Here is a 21578-nt window from a genome sequence, read left to right on the forward strand (position 1 = left end):
TCTTGGTGTGGCAATGATTATGGCAATTTTAGAATCAAAAACAATCAAACATCCTGCTATCGAGGCTTTGTTTACTATTGATGAAGAAACTGGAATGACAGGAGCTTTGAACCTAAAAGGCGGAATCCTAAAAGGTGAAATCCTCTTGAATTTAGATACCGAAGAAGATGATGAAATCGACATTGGTTGCGCCGGAGGAATTGACGTTACAGCAACTAGAAGTTATCAAGAAGAGGAAACTCCTGAAGATTCGGTTGGTTATACCATTACTGTGAAAGGCTTGAATGGTGGACATTCTGGAATGGATATTCACAAAGGTTTGGGTAATGCCAATAAAATAATGAATCGTTTGTTATTTGATGCTTTCGAGAATTTTGGACTTCAAGTTTCGGAAATTAATGGCGGAAGTTTGCGCAATGCGATTCCGAGAGAAAGCGTTGCCAAGGTTGTCGTTGCTGGAATGTATGACGAAGCTTATGTTTTTGATATGCAGGAAATCATCAACGACATCAAGGCCGAATTCAAAACTACCGAACCGAACCTGACAATTGAAATCGTGAAATGCGATTTGCCGAAAAAAGTAATGGATTTGGGCGTTCAAGAAGGGATTCTTCGTTCGATTTATGCAGCGCACAATGGTGTTTACAGAATGTCAGCCGATATGGAAGATTTAGTGGAAACTTCGAATAATGTGGCGCGAGTTATCATCAAAGAGGGCGAAATTTCTATTGGATGTTTGACGCGTTCTTCAGTAGAAACTTCCAAATTTGATTTGGCAAATGCCTTGCGTTCTGCTTTTGAATTAAGTGGTTGCGAAGTGAATTTGGCAGGTTCTTATCCGGGTTGGAAACCCAATGTAAAATCAGAAATCTTAGATTTATTGGTGAATATTTACGAGAAACAAAACAACGAAAAGCCAAAAGTAGTGGCTTGTCACGCTGGTTTAGAATGTGGAATTCTAGGAACAAATTATCCAGATATGGATATGATTTCTTTTGGACCAACGATTCAAGGAGCGCATTCACCAGATGAAAGAGCTTCGATACAATCTTCTCAGAAATTCTGGAAATTTGTATTGGAAATTCTAGAGAATATTCCTGTGAAGTAAAATTAGTCTCAGTTTTCAGTCCCAGTTTCCAGTTCGACTTTGTTATTTAGTTGCGACTGAAAACTGCGACTGAGTCTGAAAACTTTAAAAACTAATCCCTTTTCGGGCTGTTTTTCTTTTCTCTTTTTTCCTCTTTCTTTTCCTTGGCGGTTTTAAGAGGCTCTTTTTTTACGTTTTTCTTTGCGTCTTGACTTTTTGCCATTTTATGTATATTTAAAGGTTATTTTTCTGTTTTTAAACAAGTAAATATAAAGAATATTTTTTATAAGAAAAAGAGTTTAGGTGTTTTTCGCAAGGCAACCTCGCTATGGTTTCAAAAACAAAAATTCAGCCACGAATTACACGAATTCACACGAATTTGGATGTCGTAATATTTACTTCGTCCGTTCGACCTTTGGTCTCGGGTCAGGAATCTGCCATAGGCAGATAAAATTCGAGTATTTTTTTTAGAATTCTCATAATTCGTGCAAATTAGTGTAATTCGTGAAAAAAAAATTGGTGCTTTTCCCCTGATGGTTTTCATACTTCACCTTATTTCAAGAAATCGCCATCGATGATTAATAAAGTGACACCTTTGTCAGTAATGGAACGGTGCGAACTCAAATCGTCAGAAACAATATACGTCATTCCTTTCGAAAGATGGAATTGCTCACCATTTTCCAGTTCGCTGATAAATTCGCCTTCCAGACAATGCACAATATGTCCTTTTTGGCACCAATGATCCGCCAAATAACCTGATGAATATTCAACTTTGCGAATACGAAGTCCTGCAAATTGCATTGTTTGCCAGTAAGAAGTTCCGGTTTCACCCTTGTGTTCTGTTTTTTCTATATTGCTCCAGTCGATGGTTTGGAATGGGATGGTCATTTGATAAGTTTTGTTATGTTTTGAATTCTCTTTTTTTTAACTAAGTTCCAACTAATAAATAATTAGTTTGCAAATTGAAAACTTTTAATTACATTTGCTTATGAAAATCCTCGTAAAGAAAACGATTTTATTTTATATCAAAAAATATCCAATGGCAGAAACGCCATTATTAATTTGGTATAATGAGTTCTCAAAATTAGAATTCAGCAATTTTAATGAACTCAAAAAAGTATATGGAAACGCAAGTATTGTAAACCACAACAGAGTTGTTTTCAATATAAAAGGCAATGATTTTCGATTGGTGGTTTCAGTTAATTTTTTGCAAACGGCTTGCTATGTAATTTGGTTTGGAACGCACAAAGAATACGACAAGATTAATGTTGAAACTGTTGCTTTTGATACGACAATCTTAACCGATAAAAAATAGAATTATGAACTGGAAAGTATTAAAAACCGAAGAAGATTACAATATCGCTTCAATGCGATTGATGGAAATATTCCACGCAGAACCGAACACGCCAGAAGGTGATGAGTTAGATTTACTATTGGTTTTGGTAAAAGATTATGATGAAAAACATTATGAATTACCAGAGCTTGATGCACTGGAAGTCATAAAATATAAAATGCAAGAAATGGGGTTGAAAGCCAAAGATCTTGAGCCAATAATAGGAAGTAAAGGACACGTTTCTGCAATTCTTTCTGGAAAACGAGAAATAACCTTAAAAATGGCGCAAAAACTGAAGGATTATTTTAGAATTCCAGCCGATGTTTTTCTGCACAGTGCTTAAAAGGTTTTGCCTTTGTGTTCTGTTTTTTCTATTTCAGTTTATAAAACTCCACTATTTCCCATCTTTCAACCTAACCCAAAACACAAAATAAAACAATATCAAAATCGTCGCAATTCCCGTTACCATAAAGGTTTCGCTTGCTCCAAATTGATACCAAATCAATCCTGCTAATGAACTGGCGAGCATCGTGCATATACTTTGAAAACCAAAAACCTTTCCCTTGGTTTCAGGAGTGGCTTCATCCGAAAGTATGGCATCTCTTGCGCCAGTTCGGATTCCTTTTCCAAAACGGTCGATGGTTCGTGCAAAGAATATCCAAAGAGGATAAATAAAAAATGCCACCACTGGTTTAGAAATAGCACTGAAAGTATAGCCAATTTGCACAAAAGGAACTCGTTTTCCTGAATTGTCCGAAAGTTTGCCAAAATAACCTTTGCTCAATCCAGCAACGGCTTCGGCAACGCCTTCAAGAATACCAATAAGCACAATCGAAAAACCAATGGTTTTCAAATATATGGGCATTATTGGATACAGCATTTCACTTGCCATATCCGTAAACAGACTTACGAACGATAAAATCCAAACAGTGCGCGTGATGTTTTTCAAGGTGGTGGTTTTTTATTTTGTCATTTCGACCAACAGGAGAAATCACATAGCGAGAGCAACAAATGAGATTCCTCCTGCGTCGGAATGACAAATAGACGACGTTTTATTCTTCTCAAATGTAAAAAAAAATCCCCAACTACTTTTCGTAATTGAGGATTGAAATGAGATTGCTTTGCTTCGTTCCTCGCAACTCCTTGCGATGACAGAAGCCAACTGTTAAGAGCCTAAAGGCCAAGTCTCTTTAGCAATCAAGCTTTATTTTTTACTTAAAATAATAACTTACACTTAGCATTGCTAAAAATTTTGTTCCGGGTGTAAAACAAACATCAGTTATTGGCACTGGTTCATTTTGCAAACGAGTTTCAGTAGCAAACGGAGTTTCTTTCCATTAGGTATTCAAGATATTTGGTTTAGAAATAGTAAAATAGTCTTTTAATTAAGACAGACTTATCCTGTTTAAAAAAATATAATAGGAAGTTAATTTGGGATAAATATTTAGTGAAATCAGTTATATTTCTTTTCGTTGATCTAGAATTTTGGGATAAAAAAAAGAAGCCCTGTCGAGTGTCAGCAGTTCAGGGCTTCAAACTAACCAAAATAAAGAAACATTACTTTGTATGGAAATGCACTTTTTAACTAATAAAGTCCTTTAATAAATTGGTAGTCTTTTTCTAATTTGTTTTCTTCGTTGTTTAGCTCTTTTGTTTTTAAAATTTGCAAGGTTGTCGATTTGATTTTTATCAGGAATACGATGGATGCAAAAACGAATACGATAATCATAATGGCAAAAAATTGTGTCATAATTTATTGTTTTAGAGCGTTTTTTTTAATTCAATTTATTTAATAGTTAAAATATACGCTGCAAGTTGATCTAATTGTTCTTGATTGAGTTGCGATTCAAAACCAGGCATTTGTGGATAGTCAGGGCGTTTTTTACCTGGTTTTTTAATCCATTTTTGTAAGTCGGCAATATTGTCTTTGTAAATTTTTGCCATTTCCAGCACTGGTGGTCCAACTAATTTAGTATCTACTTTATGACAAGCTGCACAATATTGATTGAAAACCGCTTTGCCTTTGTCAGCAACAGATAAATCGGAAGTGTTTTCTTGTGCTTGGGCTTGTTTACTTTTGGCAATAGCTTCTTTCTTGATTTGTTGAAATTCTTCTGTTTTTAGTTTTACCAATTCTTGATGTTTTGCCAAAGCATTCATTCGGTAAATCTGACGACCTGAACCCATAAAAACAACAGTAATGGTTATTAGAGTCAATACTTTTTTGAAATCTTTGTCAATTGTACTTTCGTCTCCTTGAATTCCTTTCCACATCATCCACATTGCAGGAAGTGCAATTGCTGCCCCTGTAAAAATGACAAAAACCAGATTCCAACCCAATCCTTTGGACGGTAATGTTAGCAATACCAATGGACCAATCAAAAACTGAACAACCGATGCTACTAATGTTAAGGAATACCCTTTTTTCTTTAATTCATATCGGGTAAAAGTCGGAAAAATGGTTTCGAATGGATAATTTTTTCTGCCCATATACCAATGCAAAAACAAACCTGTAATAGATAAAGAGGCGAAAATAAAGTGAAAATATCTTGGAAAAACATTCGGCAAAGTCATAGCACTGAAAAACCCTTTGACCAACGCCCATTTCTCTGGGAAGAGCATCAAATTGATATTCGTTAAGAAAATAAACGGAATAAACATAAAGATGACAACCGCCAAAGCCAAGATTGAAATATGGATGGCTTTATGGTTTTCTAAAATCTTCCAAGTGTATTTATGCAGATAAGTTAATAGAAAAGCTACGGTAACCAAAGGAATTACGGCTAACCACATTAAACCGGTTAGTGCATTTGCAGAATAAAAATATACGGTGTAAAGCACGTTGATACTCAATAATGGAGCAATTCCCATTACGACCGCCATACTTTTGTTTACGGTTATTGTCGCCGCTATTTCGTGGGCTAAAATATCATATTCTTTATTTTTTAGTCCTTTTATTTGTGACCAAAGTGTTAGCAATGACCCACCAACCATTAGATTCACAAATAGAATATGTGCTAAAAAGGAAACGACAAGTATGATTATTAACAACCATTCTGGTAATGGTAACGGCAATGGAATGTCTTTTGGAACTGGTGTAACGCTTTGTAATGCTATAAATAAACTAGTCAACATCTTATTTGTTTTTATGGATTAAAGCCGAAGCTGTATTGTTTGGATTTATGGAGATTCCTTCTTCTTGTGCGCCTTCCAGAACATCCCCAGTTTGTTGCAAATAGTTGATGTAAACCGCCAGAGCTTCGGCTTCTTTTTCATTTCCAGGAAATTCAGGCATAAAGGTTCTTCCGTTGTGCATATTAGGCATATAGGCTGCCATTGCTCCAATATCTAATGGTTTTCCATTTCCGCTATACATTCTGTCAAAAACATATACAACACTATTGACACCTTGGGCTGTATGACAACGGCTGCAGGCTATTATGAAAACATTTTTTCCTGCTTCGACTTTGTTGTCTTCGGTAACTTCATTTACAGAGGTGTAAGTGGCGTGTTTTAAAATTCCATCTTGTTTGTAAACCACATAATCGTCTTTTAGCAAAAGATTGGAATACATATATTGGCTAATTACGTAAGGTTTTCGAATAAATTCACGAACGCGTTCGAAAAATCCGAGATATGCCATTGCAGTAATTACTGGTATAATAACAAGATAAGGTTTTAGTAATTTTGTTTTATAGATTCCAATAAAGGCTATAATTAAGGTAAAGGCTACTCCTCCAAAAGCAAAATACATTAGTAGATTGTAATATTGGGCAAAAGCAATAGTTCCTACAGCTGTACTCAAATTTTCGGTCATTGCATCTGGCATTGCTCGGTAGTACATATAGGCTGCAATTAGTGAGAGCGGCGCCCAAAACAGCAACCATTTTGAAGCATATTTTACGGCATTAATTCTAATTTCGGTGCCAGCTTTTGTAAATAATGTAATTAAAAACATTCCGAAGATACCGGCAACAAGCATTGCTGTTGGGGTTCTAAAAAAGAGCTGTGGTAAATATATTGGATTAGTGAAACCGTTTAGCAAAGTGTGATTGGTTTCCCAATTGCCAGGATCCATCATAAAACCAAGTATAGAAACAATAATTGCCATTGTTATCCAAGAAAATAAACTTAAATACCAACCAAATTTTATATGACGCAGTTTTGCTTTTAAAGTAGTATTGCTGTTTTTCCAAGTCAGAAAATAAATCATAATCAAAACAACTTCGGTTACAAAAACCAACCATTCCGTAAACCAAGCCCAGTAAAAAACCCGAATTAAACTTCCGATAGATGCTGGACTCACGAGTGCAACCGAAAACCAAATTCCAACGCCCGTCATTGCACCGATGGTTGTTGTAATAATAAAAGCGACTTTCATTATTTTGTACACCATATTGTCCCATTCCATATCGGTGATTTGGTCTTTGCCGCTTCGGGAAACTCCTCGTTGTTCGAGCCAAGTTACAAAGGGCATAAAACCGACAGCCAGTCCGTGATTGATAATAACGTGAAGAATGGCGATGATTGCAATTAGCATTCGATTATTGAGCCAGTCTAAATGAAACATTGGAAAATCCATAATGGTATAAATTTGATTGTGCAAATTTCAGTTAGGTCTGTTTATTTTGCTAAAAATAATAAAGCAGGAAGTTTAGAAAAACGTTCCTGCTTGGTTTGATAAAAGTGTTTTTTTTATTGGTATTTACACTTGTTGATTTAGATTTTCAATCCAGTCATATTGATATTTAGCAGGATATTATTTTTTTGCCAAATATTCTTCAGGTGTCTTTAGAAATTCATCTTTACACATTTTCGAACAAAAACCATATAGTTTTCCTTTATAGTTCGTTGTATCGCTAACGCCGTATTCCGTAATATCCATTTGGCAGTAGAAATCGATTTTGTTATCGTATTTCAATTTGTTAAGCGGATTTTCGGGTTCAATGAGACTTGTTGTTTCTTTTACTATGTTTGCTTCTTTTTGGACACAACTAAAGAATATTGTAGCACAAAGCAGGAATAGTACTTTTTTCATTATAATTTATTTTTAATGGTTATCTTCATTTGAGCAAAGACCAATTATTTTATGAAATATATCGTGCAATTTTTCTAAAGCGGATTTAATTTTTGCATCACTGGCTTTTGCTTTTATCATCGCATCCAATTTTTTACTTTCAGTAGCAAGTTCTTTGGTGGCTTGAACCACTTCTTTAGAATTGAATGGGGCAGGAATAGTTGATTTTGCCAATAAATCGGCTTTCAGAACCATTTCGCCGCTTCGTTCTTTAATAGGTTTTAAGTTTCCTTCTTCGCTAGGATGAAACGTTTGGGACATTACTTGATGAAAGTTTTTAAGTTCTTGCCAATCATCAAATTGTCCTTTCTTTTTTGTAGTTGCAATTGCAAAATTGTTGCTCACTTCGTTCCAATTGATAATATTCCAAAGTGCCGTAAGATAGTCGGTACGTTTGTTTTGGTATTTTAAATAATAGGCGTGTTCCCAAACATCAATAGCTAAAATTGGGTTCCCTTTATTTTCGGCAATATCCATCAAAGGATTGTCTTGATTGGCAGTAGAACAAATGGCTAATTTCCCATCCTGACTCACATATAACCAAGCCCAACCTGAGCCAAATCGAGTAGTTGCTGCCTTGTTGAGTTTTACTTTTAATGTATCTAGGTTGGTAAAACTTTCATTGATGGCCTTTTCTAAATCGGCTGACGGTTTTGTGTTTTTTTCAGAAGTTAAAATTGACCAAAACAATTCGTGATTGAAATGTCCGCCTGCATTATTTCGAATGGCAGGACTCAATTTGGAAGCATTTGAAAAGATTTCATTGATAGACATCTTCTCGGCATCAGTTCCTTTTATGGCTGTGTTAAGATTTTTTACATAAGCAGCGTGGTGTTTACTGTAATGAATTTCCATTGTTTGGGCATCAATGAACGGCTCTAAAGCATTATAGGCATAAGGCAAAGGCTTTTGTGTAAACTGTGCTGATACTGATGCACAGATCAATAAAATGACGGATAGTAATTGATTTTTTTTCATTATTTAAGGGTTTTAATTGTTTTCTTCTTTTCGAAATTGTTCCGGTGTTTTTTGTGTTTGCTTCTTATAAAAGGTTACAAAATAGGAAACGTTTTCAAAACCTAATTTGTCTGCAATTTCGTTTATACTGTAATTTGTAAAATGCAAAAGTCGCTGAGCTTCTATGATAATTTGTTTTCGGATTAAGTCGCCAGCTGTTTGTCCCGTTTCTTCTTTGCAAAGTTTGTTCAGATAATTGGCACTTATATGTAACATATTAGCATAACCTGAAGGCATTTTTTTGGTTATAAAATGGGTTTCGATCAGTTTTTCAAATTGTTGAATTTTGCTTTGCTTTAGATTGCGATTTTTAACAATGCCCATTGGACTGTATAAGCGTTCCAATTCGAATAAAAATATATTCAGATAGGAACGAATTACTTTAGTGGTTTCACTTTTTTGCAAATGAAATTCATCTTGTATGAGTTGCAACAAAATGTCTATTTTTTGCCTTTGAACTTCAGCTAATCGAAAAGAGGTCTTTGATTCTCTGTCTAAAAAAGCAAATTGGCTTAATGTATTGTTATTATATCGCAATGAGAAAAAGTCTTCGGAAAAGCATATTATTTTCCCCGAAGCCTTATTATTTATTTCGATACTATTGATGCAACGTGGCTTTATTATGATGATTTTGGCATCCAAAAGGTTTATTTTTTCGTTGTCAATCTCAATTTTGCCTTGGGCTTGATTGACAATCAATAACGTGTAAAAATTATTTTTATGAGGATACTCTAGTTTAGGAAATTTTTCTAAAAGTCCTTCCAAACGATCTACCCAAAAATGCGCAGAAATTTCATCAAATAAATCGAGGTTGCATACGGGTAAAATTCCTGTTTGCATAGTAATGATTTAATTTAATTAGAATAAAAGCTAAAAAAATTAAGTCATTTTTGGCGGATGAAATATGGAGTAGAGGAAAGTATTTGTGATATTGAAATCTTTTGTAATTATAGCTTTATTTGCTTTATCAGCAGTTATTTTACGATCGAATTGTAATGTGTTTTGAGTATAAAAATAAAGCTGAATTTCTTTCTCTTTTACATTTGGAATTTTTTGTTCTTGTTTGTTGTTTTCTTTGAGTTGCTTGGCTAAAAAGCATTTGCCATAGCATACTGGGATTTTGTCAAAACGATTCACGCATAAATTTTTAGCGATATAATCTTGATTGATGTAGAACGAAGAAATAATCCATAAGTTGCTTGTGCTTTGAAACACAAACGACATAAGAAGAAAATATAGGACTATTTTTTTCATCGGATTCATTATTCTTTCAAGAGTATTTTTATATCACATATCAATCTTTTCGTTTCTAGTGGATTCGTACCATCATAAACTCCTCTGATAAATCTATTTTTATCAACAAGTAAAAATCCACCACTATGAACGTATCCTCCCGGTTCTTTGGAGTCTTTATAAGCAGTTGAATAGTAACTTTTTGAAGCAATGCTGTAGATGCTGTCTCTATTGCCTGTTACAAAATGCCAATTTTTAGTAATCCCTGCACCAATTGTATATTCTTTTAGCCTTTTTATAGAATCTCGTTCTGGGTCTATGGTATGTGACAGAAAACCTACTTTTGGATTATCTTTAAAAACGGTGTAAACTTGACTTAGTTCAGCATTCATTTTTGGGCAAATAGTAGGGCAAGAAAGAAAAATAAAATCGGCTACGTAAATTTTGTTTTCAAAAGTTTTGTTGGTAATAATTGTACTGTCTTGGTCTGTAAAAGAAAAATCTTGAATTTTTGGGTATATAGTGTCATTTCCACTATCTATTGAATTGCCCAAAAAAGGCAATTTTTCTGGTTTGTGTGAGCAATAGCTTAGTAAGCAACCCAAAAGAATGAAAATAATTTTCTTCATTTGGCAAATATACACATTTGACTGATAAATTTATCTCCAATTGTACTGTTTAGAAATCAAAAAAAATCCCCAACTACTTTCGAAATTGAGGAGTTTTGAAAATTATTTAAACCGAAAACAATAACTGATTCGTAAGTCTAACGACAATGATTTTATTGTTTTTCAAACGATGACTGTGCTTTTTTCCCAAATCTTTTTGATACAACTTTTAATTCGGTTAAATTAATATTGCCTTTTTCTACTTCGAGCAGTTCTCTTTGAAGGTTTAGCTTGTCTATAAAATTAATAATACTTAATTTGTTTTGTTTAGAACTAACGATATCAAACTCCAAATATTTTTCAAGAAAATCAGTAAAATTCAATACGAGTTCTTCTTTTTTTTCCAAAGAAGAAATTTTTTTATACGTTCTGTTAATTAAAAAAGATTTGAATAGTATTTCGGTAATATCTCCAAAATCCTTTTCAACTAATCTATTTTTTCTTTCTATTTCTTTTAAAGTAGTCATATCAAATTTCCTCTAAAGTTATCAAATCATCCTGAACTTCCAATACTCTAAAACTTCTGTTGGGTTTAAACAACACTTCTTGCTCGCTAGGCGGATTGTGTAAGCCAAATGTAGCAATTTTTTCGATTTCTTTTCAGCTTTTGGAATAAATTCTAAAAAGGGTTGTTCCAAAACCCATTGCAATTAATCTTGATTTTGTTGAAGATACAAAAGTATTTTCTAAAATTCGGCTATTATTTGCCATTGCAAGTTGGTACTTGTTTTTTTCTTCTTGATTTAGAAAAACGCCACGATATACCAAACCTATGTAATTGGGGAGTTTGTTTATACATTTTTCTAAAAGTAATCCAAATTCTGAATTGTTTTGTCCTCTATTATTTCTTAAATTTTCATTTAGCTTTTCGTAACCATCATTTGAATATTTATAAATAATCGACTTTTCAAAAACAGTTAAGTTGGGTAATTCATTAATCCGTTCAGTTGATTCTATTATTGCTAATTCGACCGACAGATATTGTTTTGTGTATTTTTCAGCCTTTTTCAAATTCAACTTTCTATTAAAATTTTATTTCCCCCAAATGTAAAAAAATCCCCAACTACTTTCGTAATTGAGGATTGAAAAAGAATCTTTATTCTGTTAATGAACTAAAACCCAAGTTCCGTTGGCGATTAAGCTTTCGGCTTTTTTGTATTTCATTTCTTGTGTTTGTCCATTGGCTACATTTTGAATTGTTACCGTATCGTTGCGATTAATTTTTGGTTGGTCACGAACTATGGTTTCTGTAACTTGACGTTGTTGTGTTTGTCCAGCTTCACGATTGGCGCTTTCGCTGCTTACGATTTCGTCTTTGCTTTCGGTGTATTTTTCCTTTTTACGAACTTCTTTTGCTTCTTGAATAGCAGGAGCTTGTTGTTGTGGCAAATCCCCTTTGAACAAGAACGAAATCACTTCTTTATTTACTCCATTTAACATTGAACTAAACAGATTATAGGCTTCGAATTTATAGATAAGCAAAGGATCTTTTTGTTCGTGAACCGCTAATTGAACCGACTGTTTCAACTCGTCCATTTTACGTAAATGTTTTTTCCAAGCTTCATCTACAATAGCAAGAGTGATGTTTTTTTCGAAATCGGCAACCAATTGATTTCCGTTAGTTTCATACGCTTTTTTCAAATCTGTAACTACATTCAAGGATTTTATTCCATCAGTAAATGGAACGATAATGCGTTCGAATTGGTTATTTTTATCTTCATAAACATTTTTGATAATAGGAAATGCTTCTCTGGCGCTACGTTCAGTCTTTTCGGCATAAAATGCGGAGGCTGCTTTATAGACTTTTCCAGTCAATTCTATTTCAGTCAATTTATTAAATTCGCTTTCCGTAACTGGGGAAGTGATAGAAAAATAACGAATCAATTCGAATTCGAAGTTTTTAAAATCATTCGCTAATTTATTATCAGTTGCAATTAAATCGCAAGTGTCATAAAGCATATTGGCGATGTCCAGTTTCAGACGTTCTCCGTGCAAAGCGTGACGACGACGTTTGTAAACCACCTCACGTTGCGCATTCATAACGTCATCATATTCTAACAAACGTTTACGAACGCCAAAGTTGTTTTCTTCGACTTTTTTCTGTGCTCTTTCGATAGATTTGGTCATCATCGAATGCTGAATCACTTCACCTTCTTGCAATCCCATTCTGTCCATTACTTTGGCCACTCTTTCAGAACCAAATAAACGCATCAAATTATCTTCAAGCGATACATAAAATTGGGAGCTTCCTGGATCTCCTTGACGACCAGCACGACCACGTAACTGACGGTCAACACGACGTGAATCGTGACGTTCTGTACCCACAATTGCCAAACCACCTGCAGCTTTTACTTCTGGGGTTAATTTGATATCGGTTCCACGACCAGCCATATTGGTTGCGATGGTTACAACTCCAGGTTTTCCTGCTTCTTCAACAATTTGTGCTTCTTGCTTGTGCATTTTTGCATTCAAAACGTTGTGAGTAACTCCACGCATTTTCAACATTCGGCTTAATAATTCCGATATTTCAACGGAAGTTGTTCCAATCAAAACAGGTCTTCCTGCATTAGATAATTGGGTTACATCCTCGATTACAGCATTAAATTTTTCACGAGTAGTTTTATAAATTAAATCTTCTTTATCTTGACGAACCATAGGTCTGTTAGTAGGAATTTCTACAACATCTAATTTATATATTTGCCATAACTCGCCAGCTTCAGTAACTGCAGTTCCAGTCATACCACCTAATTTACTGTACATTCTGAAATAATTCTGAAGTGTTACGGTTGCGAAAGTCTGAGTTGCATCTTCAATTTTAACGCTTTCTTTGGCTTCAATAGCTTGGTGTAAACCATCAGAATAACGACGACCATCCATAATACGACCGGTTTGCTCATCGACAATCATAATCTTGTTGTCCATAATCACGTATTCAACATCTTTTTCGAAAAGGGTATAGGCTTTCAAAAGCTGTGTCAAAGTGTGAATACGCTCGCTTTTGATTCCAAAATCTTGAAACAATTTTTCTTTTTCTTCTGCTTCAGCGTCTTTACTTAAATTTTTTCTTTCGATTGTAGCAATTTCGGTTCCAATGTCTGGAAGTACAAAAAAGTTACTGTCGGTGTCTCCTGAAAGATATTGGATTCCAAAATCAGACAATTCAACTTGATTATTTTTTTCTTCAATTACAAAATACAAAGCTTCATCGACTTTTGGCATTTCGCGTTTGTTGTCTTGCAAATATTGGTTTTCAGTTTTTTGAAGTAATTGTTTGATTCCTTCTTCACTTAAAAACTTGATTAATGCTTTATTTTTTGGCAAAGCTCTGTAAGCTCTTAGCAATAAGAAACCTCCGTCTTTAGTATTACCGTCCTTTATTAATTTTTTTGCTTCCGATAGAAAACCATTAGCTAATTGTCTTTGTAGATTTACCAAATTTTCAATTTTTGGTTTCAATTCTGTGAATTCGTGACGATCACCTTCTGGAACTGGACCAGAAATAATCAACGGAGTTCTAGCGTCATCAATCAAAACGGAATCGACCTCATCGACAATAGCATAATTGTGTTTTCGTTGTACCAAATCTTCTGGCGAATGCGCCATATTGTCTCTCAAATAATCGAAACCAAACTCGTTGTTTGTTCCGTAAGTAATATCAGAATCGTAGGCTTTTTTTCTGCCTTCAGAATTAGGTTGGTGATTGTCAATACAATCTACTGTCATACCGTGAAATTCGAATAATGGAGCTTTCCAAGTACTATCACGTTTTGCCAAGTAATCATTGACTGTTACCAAATGCACACCGTTTCCAGTCAAAGCATTTAAGTAAAGTGGCAATGTTGCAACTAATGTTTTTCCTTCACCTGTTTGCATTTCGGCAATTTTACCTTCGTGCAAAACCATTCCACCAATCAATTGAACATCGTAATGAATCATATCCCAGGTAATTTGCTTTCCAGCAGCATTCCAAGAGTTAGACCAAATAGCATTGTCTCCTTCAAAAGCAATATAACTTTTTGAAGCGGAAAGTTCACGGTCTTTCGCTGTTGCAGTAACAGTAATTTGAGTATTGTCTTTAAATCTTCTGGCAGTTTCTTTTACCACGGCAAAAGCTTCCGGAAGAATTTCCATCAAGGTTTTCTCTGAAATATCGTAAGCTTCTTTTTCTAATGCATCAATAGCAAGATAAATATCTTCTCGTTTGTCAATATCTTCTGTACTTTCAGCTTCTAATTTAAGAGAAGCTATTTTAGTATCTTTCTCCGATCGGGCTTGTTTTATTTTATCTTTAAAAAAAGTCGTTCGAGCTCTTAATTCATCATTAGATAAAGCGATTAAGGTACTTTCGAAAGTCTTGATTTTAGTTAAATAAGGTTGTAAAGCCTTGACGTCTTTTTGGGATTTATCTCCAACGAAGACTTTTAGTATGCTGTTTATGAAACTCATAATATATTTGTATTTCTATTTTTTTAAAGTGCGTAAATTTAAACAAAAAAAAAGCCTCTTTTGAGACTTTTTTTTGAGATATTGTTTTAATATTCATCCTCATTCCAAAGATAATCTTCATCAGTAGGATAATCTGGCCAAATTTCTTCCATCGATTCATATATCTCTCCTTCATCCTCAATAGATTGTAGGTTTTCCACTACTTCTAATGGAGCGCCAGCTCTAATGGCGTAGTCGATAAGTTCATCTTTGTTAGCAGGCCACGGCGCATCGCTTAAGTAGGATGCTAGTTCTAATGTCCAATACATCTTTATGTCTGTTTAGTTTTGTGCAAAAATAAATTTTTTACTGAATAAGACAAGTAAAAAAACATTTATTTTTTGTTAAAGTTAAGAACGTGTTTTTTGTTTCAAGTTTCATGCTCTAAGTTTCAAGTTTTGAGCCTGTAAACTGCGACTGCAAACTGAATACTATTTCCTCGGAATCCATTTTACTTCGTCAGCGTTTAAATCATTTGACAACTTCCGTGCCAATACAAAAAGGTAGTCAGAAAGTCGGTTTAAGTACTTGATTACAATTTCGGGAATGGGTTCATTATGGTCTAAATGTACCGCCAAACGTTCTGCTCGACGGCAAATGCAACGGGCAATATGACAATATGACACAGTTGTATGTCCTCCTGGCAAAACAAAATGGGTCATTGGAGGAAGCTCACTTTCCATTGTGTCGATTTCGTTTTCGAGTAATTCGATATCGCTTTCTAAAATCCCTAAATTTTGTAACCTGTTTTCGCCACTTTTCAGTACTTCTTTTTCGGGAGGTGTGGCGAGAATAGCACCTACAGTAAACAATCGATCTTGAATTTCAATCAGGATTTCTTTGTAATGCGCATTTATTTCTTGGTCACGAATCAATCCAATATAGGAATTCAATTCGTCAACCGTTCCGTAACTTTCTATGCGAATGTGGTCTTTTGGAACTCGAGTTCCACCAAAAAGTGCTGTGGTTCCTTTATCACCGGTTTTGGTGTAGATTTTCATTTTTGTTGTTTAAGCGGTTAAACGATTAAACGGTTAAACGATTAACCATTTAAACAAATAAACTATTTTGTAGTGTCGCTCTCAATCATTCCATCTCTCATTCTAATGATTCTTTTAGCGTGAGCTGCGATTTCTTCTTCGTGAGTAACTACAATTATAGTATTGCCATTGTTGTGGATTTCCTCTAAAAGTTTCATTATTTCATCTGAGGTTTTACTGTCTAAATTTCCTGTAGGTTCATCAGCAAGAATGATGGATGGGGAGTTAACCAAAGCTCTTGCAATTGCAACTCTTTGTCTTTGTCCTCCCGAAAGCTGGTTGGGTTGGTGATCCATTCTGTCGCTAAGATTCACCTGTTCTAGCACCTTTGTGGCTCGAGCTTTTCGTTCGGATTTTGAATAGCCAGCATAAATCATTGGCAAAGCCACATTATCCAAAGCTGTTGTTCTAGGTAAAAGGTTGAAAGTTTGAAAAATGAACCCAATTTCTTTATTTCGAATTTCGGCTAATTCATCATCTTTCATCTGACTTACGTCTTTTCCGTTGAGGATATAGCTCCCAGAAGTTGGTGTGTCTAAACAACCCAATAGGTTCATTAATGTAGATTTTCCTGAACCCGAAGGTCCCATTAATGCTACATATTCGCCTTTGTTTATTTCTAAATCAATACCTTTTAGAACATAAACGATTTCGTTTCCAAGAACAAAATCTCGTTTGATATTAGTTATTTTTATTAATGACTTGCTCATAGTTTTCAGTTTTCAGTCGCAGTTTTCAGTCGAAATATTCAAAATCAAAAATACGGATGATATTTAGAATAAGTAGTTATTTTTTTAAATTGTTACAGATAAGATTCATAAACTGAAAACTGCGACTGAAAACTGCGACTTTTTTAAACCCGTATCACAAAATGTTCCTTTTCTTGTTCTTTTCTAAAAAACACCAATCCCCATTGAAAGGTATCAATGGTTACGGTAACTTTTGGATGGGTTTTTATGATTTCCCAAGCGGCTTCCATTTCGGGAGACCAATGTATGTCGTCGAAAATCCATACCGTTTCATTGGAAATTGTGGGTAATAAAAGTTCAAAATACTCTAAAGTAGCTTTTTTAGAGTGGTTTCCGTCAAAGTAAATGAGGTGGGAAGCGGGAAGCGGGAAGCGGGAAGTGGAGAAGTATGTTGAAAATTTCGTTAGTACTAATTCCACATTATTGATGTTAAATTTTTGCAATTGCAATTGACATTGATTGGCCGTTTCTGGACAGCCTTCCAATGTTGTAACGGATGCTTTTGGATTGCCCAAGGCCAGGGCAGAAGTGGCCAATCCTAAAGAAGTGCCTATTTCTAAAATACTTTCCGGCTGAAAATAATTCGTGATTCGGAACAATAATTCGGCTCTTTTTCTTGTAATTCCTGCGGTTTTGGCAATCTTGGCAATTTGCCTTGTGTTGGATTTAAATACTTTGGAACCCGCTCCAAAATCGGTTACTTCAATTGTTTTTTTATTTGCCAAAAGCGATTTTCTATATTCCTTTAAAATGGAATACTCGGGTTTTGACTTCTTTTCATAAAAACATTTGGTTATCAAATGGAACACAAATGGCGAATGCACGGCGTGTTCGTTTTTCGAATGCCAAAGGAATTTTAGGTAGGATTTGATTTGGAATAACATAGAAACTTTTAGAAAAAGCGAAGATACAAAAAACTTATAAGGCGAGAATAGAAGTTAGCTGTTTGACTTTAAACACTATATTTGCAGCCTTTAAATTAATTGATTTTATATGAATATTTTTAGAATTTTATCTTCTAATGACGGCTCCATCAATGAACCTAATGTTAGTTCTTTTTTGGCCTATTTGCTTGACCCAAATGAAGACCACGGTTTTTCAAGCCTTTTATTGCAAAGTTTTTTAAATAAAATTGTAGCTGTTGATAATGAGTTTCTTAAAAAGATTCAATTTGTAGGCAAGATAACAGATTTGTCTAAGTCTTCGGGTTATTCGATTAATATCTTGCCTGAATTGACAGTAAATATTGAAAGCAAGAAAAAAAGAAGAGACATAGATATTGTCTTGGAAATTATTGAGGATAAAACGAAGGAAATTCTCTACTCAATTTGTTTGGAGAATAAAATCACGGATTTGTCCATTAGCAAAAATGATTCCCAATTAGAAGATGAATTAAATGGTTTAGAAGCATATTATAATGAAATAGGCATAAAACCTGAAATTTATGTCATTTATCTAACGCCAACACCTTCTTATATTGCTATGCAGTCCTTTGATAAATTAGAATATAAAAGGAAATGCCATTTGTTTTGGAATAAAGCAGATGACTCCGTTTTTAATATGTTGCTTAAGATATTTAATGACGAAAATAATGGTTTAATTGACCCAATCAATAATCAATCTTCTTATTTGATAAAGTCGTTCCTTTCGTTTATTAACACAGATTTTAAAAGCTATATTGAAGAGAAAAAGGAAAAACTAGAAAAGAAAAATTATGGAAAACCTGTAATTGATCTTTTAAATGATTTTGCAAATACTTTAAGTTTTGAAAATGAATATCAACTTGAAAATATAAAGAAGGACTTTTCAAGCTATGTAAAAATTAATACAGAAAAGGATTTGGTTAAGAATACAAGAGATGCTCATATTAATCTGTCAATTGTTAATGAAAAAAATAGAGCTCATTACAATGTAAAGAAACCGGATGATGTTCGGAAAAATGTTTTTTATTATGTGGATGATTCTAAAAGGACTATAAAACGATTCAAGTTAGAGAATAATAGTAATGTCAAGATATTTTTTAATGATGAAGGGGAAATTAGATACATAGATTCTGATGAATTGAGAATTAAAAATTTAGAATAAATGACATCAATACTAGAAAACAAAACCACCATAACTTCGGAAGAAATTGACCGATGCATCGCTATTTTGGCACAATTGAACACAGACACAGACCAAATATTTGATATCCCGAAAGAGCAACGAACCGAATTACTCAAAGCAGCTGGACAATTTTCACGTCCTAATCGTGATGAGTTGGCCAAAAGAAAGAAAGACGGAAAAGCTGTCGCTAAACGCAAACAGGAAAAGAAAGACAGAACTGCTCGTAAGGAAACCGGAATTCGATATGCCCGGGAAGCAAGTGTGTTTGTCGCTCCAAAACTGTTGGCTTCACACGATTTGGAACTCAAAGAACAATTAGAACTCGAAACTCCCAGAAAGTGTTATGTCTGCAAAACAGAGTTTACTAAGATGCACCATTTTTACGATTCGATGTGTACGGATTGTGGCGATTTTAATTATGCCAAACGTTTTCAAACCGCCGATGTAAAAGGGCAAATTGCAGTGATAACAGGTTCTCGATTGAAAATTGGTTATCATATTACTTTAATGCTTTTGCGTGGCGGTGCGACTGTAATTGCTACGACTCGTTTTCCAGTAGATTCTGCTTTGCGATTTTCTAAAGAAGCCGATTTTATGGAATGGGGACATCGCTTGAAAATTCACGGATTGGATTTAAGACACATTCCGAGTGTGGAGATTTTCTGCAATTTTATTGAGCAAAAATATCAGCGTTTGGACATTCTCATCAATAATGCAGCACAAACAGTGCGACGACCAGCTGGGTTTTATTCGCATTTGATGGAAAACGAAGAATTACCAATAGGTTCTTTACCAAAAGATGCCCAAGAATTATTATTAGATCACACCAATTGTTTGGATGAATTAAAAGTCCTGACAACAGGTTTTTCATCCAATGAGAATATGCCAGTGACTTGGCACGGACCAGAACCAGGAATTGGTTTGCGGGCTTCCGCCAAATTATCGCAGATTCCCTATTCGTTTGATAATGCGTTGGTGGCACAAGAAGTTTTTCCCGAAGGCGAACTCGACGCCGATTTGCAGCAAGTCGATTTGCGAAAAACCAACAGCTGGCGTTTGCGTTTGGGACAAATTGAAACCACCGAAATGATTGAAGTGCAACTCGTAAATTCAGTTGCGCCTTTTGTATTGTGTAACCGACTTTCCGAAGTGATGAAGAAAGACAATACGGGACAAAAACACATCATTAATGTTTCGGCAATGGAAGGAAAATTCCATCGTTTTTTCAAAGAAGACCGTCATCCGCATACCAATATGGCAAAAGCGGCTTTGAATATGCTGACGCATACTTCATCAGGAACTTTGGCAAAAGCTGGAATTTTTATGAACTCCGTAGATACGGGTTGGGTAACCGATGAAGATCCCGCAGAATTGGCCAAAAGAAAACAGGAAGAAGAAGATTTTCAACCACCATTGGATATTGTTGATGGAGCTGCCCGAGTTATGGATCCGTTATTTGACGGAATTAATACAGGAAAACATTGGTGCGGAAAGTTTTTGAAAGATTACAATCCGATTCCGTGGTAAAAAGTCAGTCCCAGTTTTCAGTCTCAGTTTTCAGTCTTGGATGATTAAATAGTACATCCAAATTTATTCGGATTGTTAATCATATAATTAATTAGTTTCCCAATTTCAATACTTTTATTGTTAAGATTATCGAAGGTTTCAATATTGATATATTCACATTTTAGAGAAAATTCAAGCCATACATTTGTTTCGGAATTTTCAGCATCACTATCGGTTAGTTTGCTAATAAAATGGTTTACATATCGTCTTTTTCTATATGATTCAGCAATATTTGCAGGCACACTTCTTGATGAACGTCGAATTTGATCAGTTAAGGAATATTTTTCTTCTTTTGGAAATGATTTTGAAAGTTCAAATATTTCCATTGCTAATTGAAATGACTTTTGATAAGCTAATAGTTCCCTAAAATCCATATTGATTATATTTAAGTTTAACAGTCTCAGTTTACAACAACTGATTTTTTTTTCTCATTGTACATTCCAACACTGAAAACTGCGACTGCGACTGAAAACTATCGGCTCGATGAGTTCTCCTAATTTACTGAAATTAATTTCACATCAAAAATAAGTACCGAACCTCCAGGAATACCATTGTAGTCATAATTTCCATACCCTAAATGAGCAGGTATCAAAAGAATCCCGTTTCCGCCAGTTTTAAAATGTGGAATACCTTCTGTCCAGCCTTTTATAACTTGATTCAAACCAAATGAGATTCCTGCTGCACTACTTTGATCAAACACGCTTCCATTAGTAAAATAACCTTTGTAGGCTACAGTTACATTTGATGTTGCCGTAGGTTGCGTTCCTGTTCCGGGATCATTAATCACATAATACAAACCGGTATCGCTTCTTTGTGCAGTTAAATTGTTTTTGGCAATATAGTCCTTAATTTCCAGTTCGTTTTTTGCAACATAATCAATTTCTGCTCCTTTATCTTTGGAACAAGAAATGAAAAGAGTCAAGGCTAGCAGGGCAGTTAAAAGGTGTTTCATTAGTAATGGATTTTTTTTGAATGGCAAATATAGTAAAATTTGTTAGGGTAAGTAGATGAGTTTTATAAAATGAAAAACCACGGCAGAATCAGATTTAGTAGTTGTTTTTTTGCTCTCGTTTGTGGGCACAGAATGCAATTCTGCGCTAACAGTATACGAGATGATTTTTGTATATTCGAGCAATCAGGTATTGTAAGATACTTAGTGTATTTTAAGTTAGCTGATATTTTCTTTAATTTTTTTATATAAATCAGCTATTGAATCA

General features: G+C 34.6%; 24 protein-coding genes. 5 read left to right on the forward strand and 19 right to left on the reverse strand.

What is annotated here, in order from left to right; genetic code table 11:
* Window positions 1–1108: beta-Ala-His dipeptidase (pepD, locus tag PHC28_RS03645; protein WP_300096629.1), on the forward strand; the 1108-nt coding region annotated here is incomplete at its 5' end.
* A 531-nt stretch (window positions 1109–1639) separates the two neighbouring features.
* On the opposite strand, the gene PHC28_RS03650 is transcribed toward pepD, so the two are convergent.
* On the reverse strand, window positions 1640–1975 hold the full coding sequence (locus tag PHC28_RS03650) for a DHCW motif cupin fold protein (protein ID WP_300096630.1): 336 nt from the start codon (window positions 1973–1975) through the stop codon (window positions 1640–1642).
* Window positions 1976–2075: 100 nt separating this feature from the next.
* Here PHC28_RS03650 and PHC28_RS03655 point away from each other — a divergent pair, with 100 nt between their 5' ends.
* Together PHC28_RS03655 and PHC28_RS03660 are read left to right on the forward strand one after the other, a co-directional pair.
* On the forward strand, window positions 2076–2402 hold the full coding sequence (locus PHC28_RS03655) for a type II toxin-antitoxin system HigB family toxin (RefSeq protein WP_300096631.1): 327 nt from the start codon (window positions 2076–2078) through the stop codon (window positions 2400–2402).
* Between the two features lie 4 nt (window positions 2403–2406).
* The gene (locus PHC28_RS03660) at window positions 2407–2763 is read left to right on the forward strand and encodes a helix-turn-helix domain-containing protein (protein ID WP_300096632.1); all 357 of its coding nucleotides are present in this window, start codon (window positions 2407–2409) and stop codon (window positions 2761–2763) included.
* Window positions 2764–2814: 51 nt separating this feature from the next.
* Here the strand turns inward: PHC28_RS03660 and PHC28_RS03665 are convergent, their stop codons facing one another.
* From PHC28_RS03665 to PHC28_RS03740, 16 genes are all read right to left on the reverse strand, one after another.
* Entirely contained in the window at window positions 2815–3369 is a 555-nt protein-coding gene (locus PHC28_RS03665; RefSeq protein ID WP_300096633.1) for an MFS transporter, read from the reverse strand.
* A gap of 636 nt (window positions 3370–4005) precedes the next feature.
* Window positions 4006–4170: a hypothetical protein gene (locus tag PHC28_RS03670; RefSeq protein WP_300096634.1), complete on the reverse strand. Its 165-nt coding sequence runs from the start codon at window positions 4168–4170 to the stop codon at window positions 4006–4008.
* A gap of 35 nt (window positions 4171–4205) precedes the next feature.
* Window positions 4206–5555 (reverse strand): c-type cytochrome, encoded by a 1350-nt coding sequence (locus tag PHC28_RS03675; RefSeq protein ID WP_300096635.1) that lies wholly within the window; start codon window positions 5553–5555, stop codon window positions 4206–4208.
* Window position 5556: 1 nt separating this feature from the next.
* Window positions 5557–7002: a cytochrome c gene (locus PHC28_RS03680; RefSeq protein ID WP_300096636.1), complete on the reverse strand. Its 1446-nt coding sequence runs from the start codon at window positions 7000–7002 to the stop codon at window positions 5557–5559.
* Window positions 7003–7179: 177 nt separating this feature from the next.
* Window positions 7180–7458 (reverse strand): YHS domain-containing protein, encoded by a 279-nt coding sequence (locus PHC28_RS03685; protein ID WP_300096637.1) that lies wholly within the window; start codon window positions 7456–7458, stop codon window positions 7180–7182.
* Between the two features lie 12 nt (window positions 7459–7470).
* A complete protein-coding gene (locus PHC28_RS18325; protein ID WP_367277987.1) occupies window positions 7471–8475 on the reverse strand; it encodes a superoxide dismutase in 1005 nt (334 codons plus the stop codon).
* Between the two features lie 12 nt (window positions 8476–8487).
* Window positions 8488–9354 (reverse strand): AraC family transcriptional regulator, encoded by an 867-nt coding sequence (locus PHC28_RS03695; RefSeq protein WP_300096638.1) that lies wholly within the window; start codon window positions 9352–9354, stop codon window positions 8488–8490.
* Between the two features lie 39 nt (window positions 9355–9393).
* Window positions 9394–9768 carry a hypothetical protein gene (locus PHC28_RS03700; RefSeq protein ID WP_300096639.1) on the reverse strand — a complete coding sequence of 125 codons (375 nt, stop codon included), beginning with the start codon at window positions 9766–9768 and terminating at the stop codon, window positions 9394–9396.
* Window positions 9769–9776: 8 nt separating this feature from the next.
* Complete coding sequence (locus PHC28_RS03705; RefSeq protein WP_300096640.1) at window positions 9777–10376, reverse strand: SCO family protein; 600 nt, start codon at window positions 10374–10376, stop codon at window positions 9777–9779.
* A 152-nt stretch (window positions 10377–10528) separates the two neighbouring features.
* Window positions 10529–10882, reverse strand: coding sequence for a hypothetical protein (locus tag PHC28_RS03710; RefSeq protein WP_300096641.1), 354 nt, complete (start codon window positions 10880–10882; stop codon window positions 10529–10531).
* A 133-nt stretch (window positions 10883–11015) separates the two neighbouring features.
* On the reverse strand, window positions 11016–11426 hold the full coding sequence (locus tag PHC28_RS03715) for a hypothetical protein (protein ID WP_300096642.1): 411 nt from the start codon (window positions 11424–11426) through the stop codon (window positions 11016–11018).
* 93 nt (window positions 11427–11519) lie between these two features.
* On the reverse strand, window positions 11520–14861 hold the full coding sequence (secA, locus tag PHC28_RS03720; protein WP_300096643.1) for a preprotein translocase subunit SecA: 3342 nt from the start codon (window positions 14859–14861) through the stop codon (window positions 11520–11522).
* 86 nt (window positions 14862–14947) lie between these two features.
* Window positions 14948–15169 carry a DUF2795 domain-containing protein gene (locus PHC28_RS03725; protein WP_007138072.1) on the reverse strand — a complete coding sequence of 74 codons (222 nt, stop codon included), beginning with the start codon at window positions 15167–15169 and terminating at the stop codon, window positions 14948–14950.
* 162 nt (window positions 15170–15331) lie between these two features.
* Window positions 15332–15901 carry a cob(I)yrinic acid a,c-diamide adenosyltransferase gene (locus PHC28_RS03730; protein ID WP_300096644.1) on the reverse strand — a complete coding sequence of 190 codons (570 nt, stop codon included), beginning with the start codon at window positions 15899–15901 and terminating at the stop codon, window positions 15332–15334.
* A 62-nt stretch (window positions 15902–15963) separates the two neighbouring features.
* Window positions 15964–16650 carry an ABC transporter ATP-binding protein gene (locus tag PHC28_RS03735; protein ID WP_300096645.1) on the reverse strand — a complete coding sequence of 229 codons (687 nt, stop codon included), beginning with the start codon at window positions 16648–16650 and terminating at the stop codon, window positions 15964–15966.
* Window positions 16651–16793: 143 nt separating this feature from the next.
* Complete coding sequence (locus PHC28_RS03740; protein ID WP_300096646.1) at window positions 16794–17573, reverse strand: O-methyltransferase; 780 nt, start codon at window positions 17571–17573, stop codon at window positions 16794–16796.
* 109 nt (window positions 17574–17682) lie between these two features.
* Here PHC28_RS03740 and PHC28_RS03745 point away from each other — a divergent pair, with 109 nt between their 5' ends.
* Together PHC28_RS03745 and PHC28_RS03750 are read left to right on the forward strand one after the other, a co-directional pair.
* Window positions 17683–18774 carry a PD-(D/E)XK nuclease family protein gene (locus PHC28_RS03745; protein WP_300096647.1) on the forward strand — a complete coding sequence of 364 codons (1092 nt, stop codon included), beginning with the start codon at window positions 17683–17685 and terminating at the stop codon, window positions 18772–18774.
* Window positions 18775–20322 carry an SDR family NAD(P)-dependent oxidoreductase gene (locus PHC28_RS03750; protein WP_300096648.1) on the forward strand — a complete coding sequence of 516 codons (1548 nt, stop codon included), beginning with the start codon at window positions 18775–18777 and terminating at the stop codon, window positions 20320–20322.
* Between the two features lie 44 nt (window positions 20323–20366).
* Here the strand turns inward: PHC28_RS03750 and PHC28_RS03755 are convergent, their stop codons facing one another.
* Window positions 20367–20735: a four helix bundle protein gene (locus PHC28_RS03755; RefSeq protein ID WP_300096649.1), complete on the reverse strand. Its 369-nt coding sequence runs from the start codon at window positions 20733–20735 to the stop codon at window positions 20367–20369.
* Window positions 20736–20854: 119 nt separating this feature from the next.
* Complete coding sequence (locus PHC28_RS03760; RefSeq protein ID WP_300096650.1) at window positions 20855–21313, reverse strand: FKBP-type peptidyl-prolyl cis-trans isomerase; 459 nt, start codon at window positions 21311–21313, stop codon at window positions 20855–20857.
* Window positions 21314–21578: the final 265 nt, after the last annotated feature.

Source organism: Flavobacterium sp., assembly GCF_028712645.1.
Taxonomy (GTDB): domain Bacteria; phylum Bacteroidota; class Bacteroidia; order Flavobacteriales; family Flavobacteriaceae; genus Flavobacterium.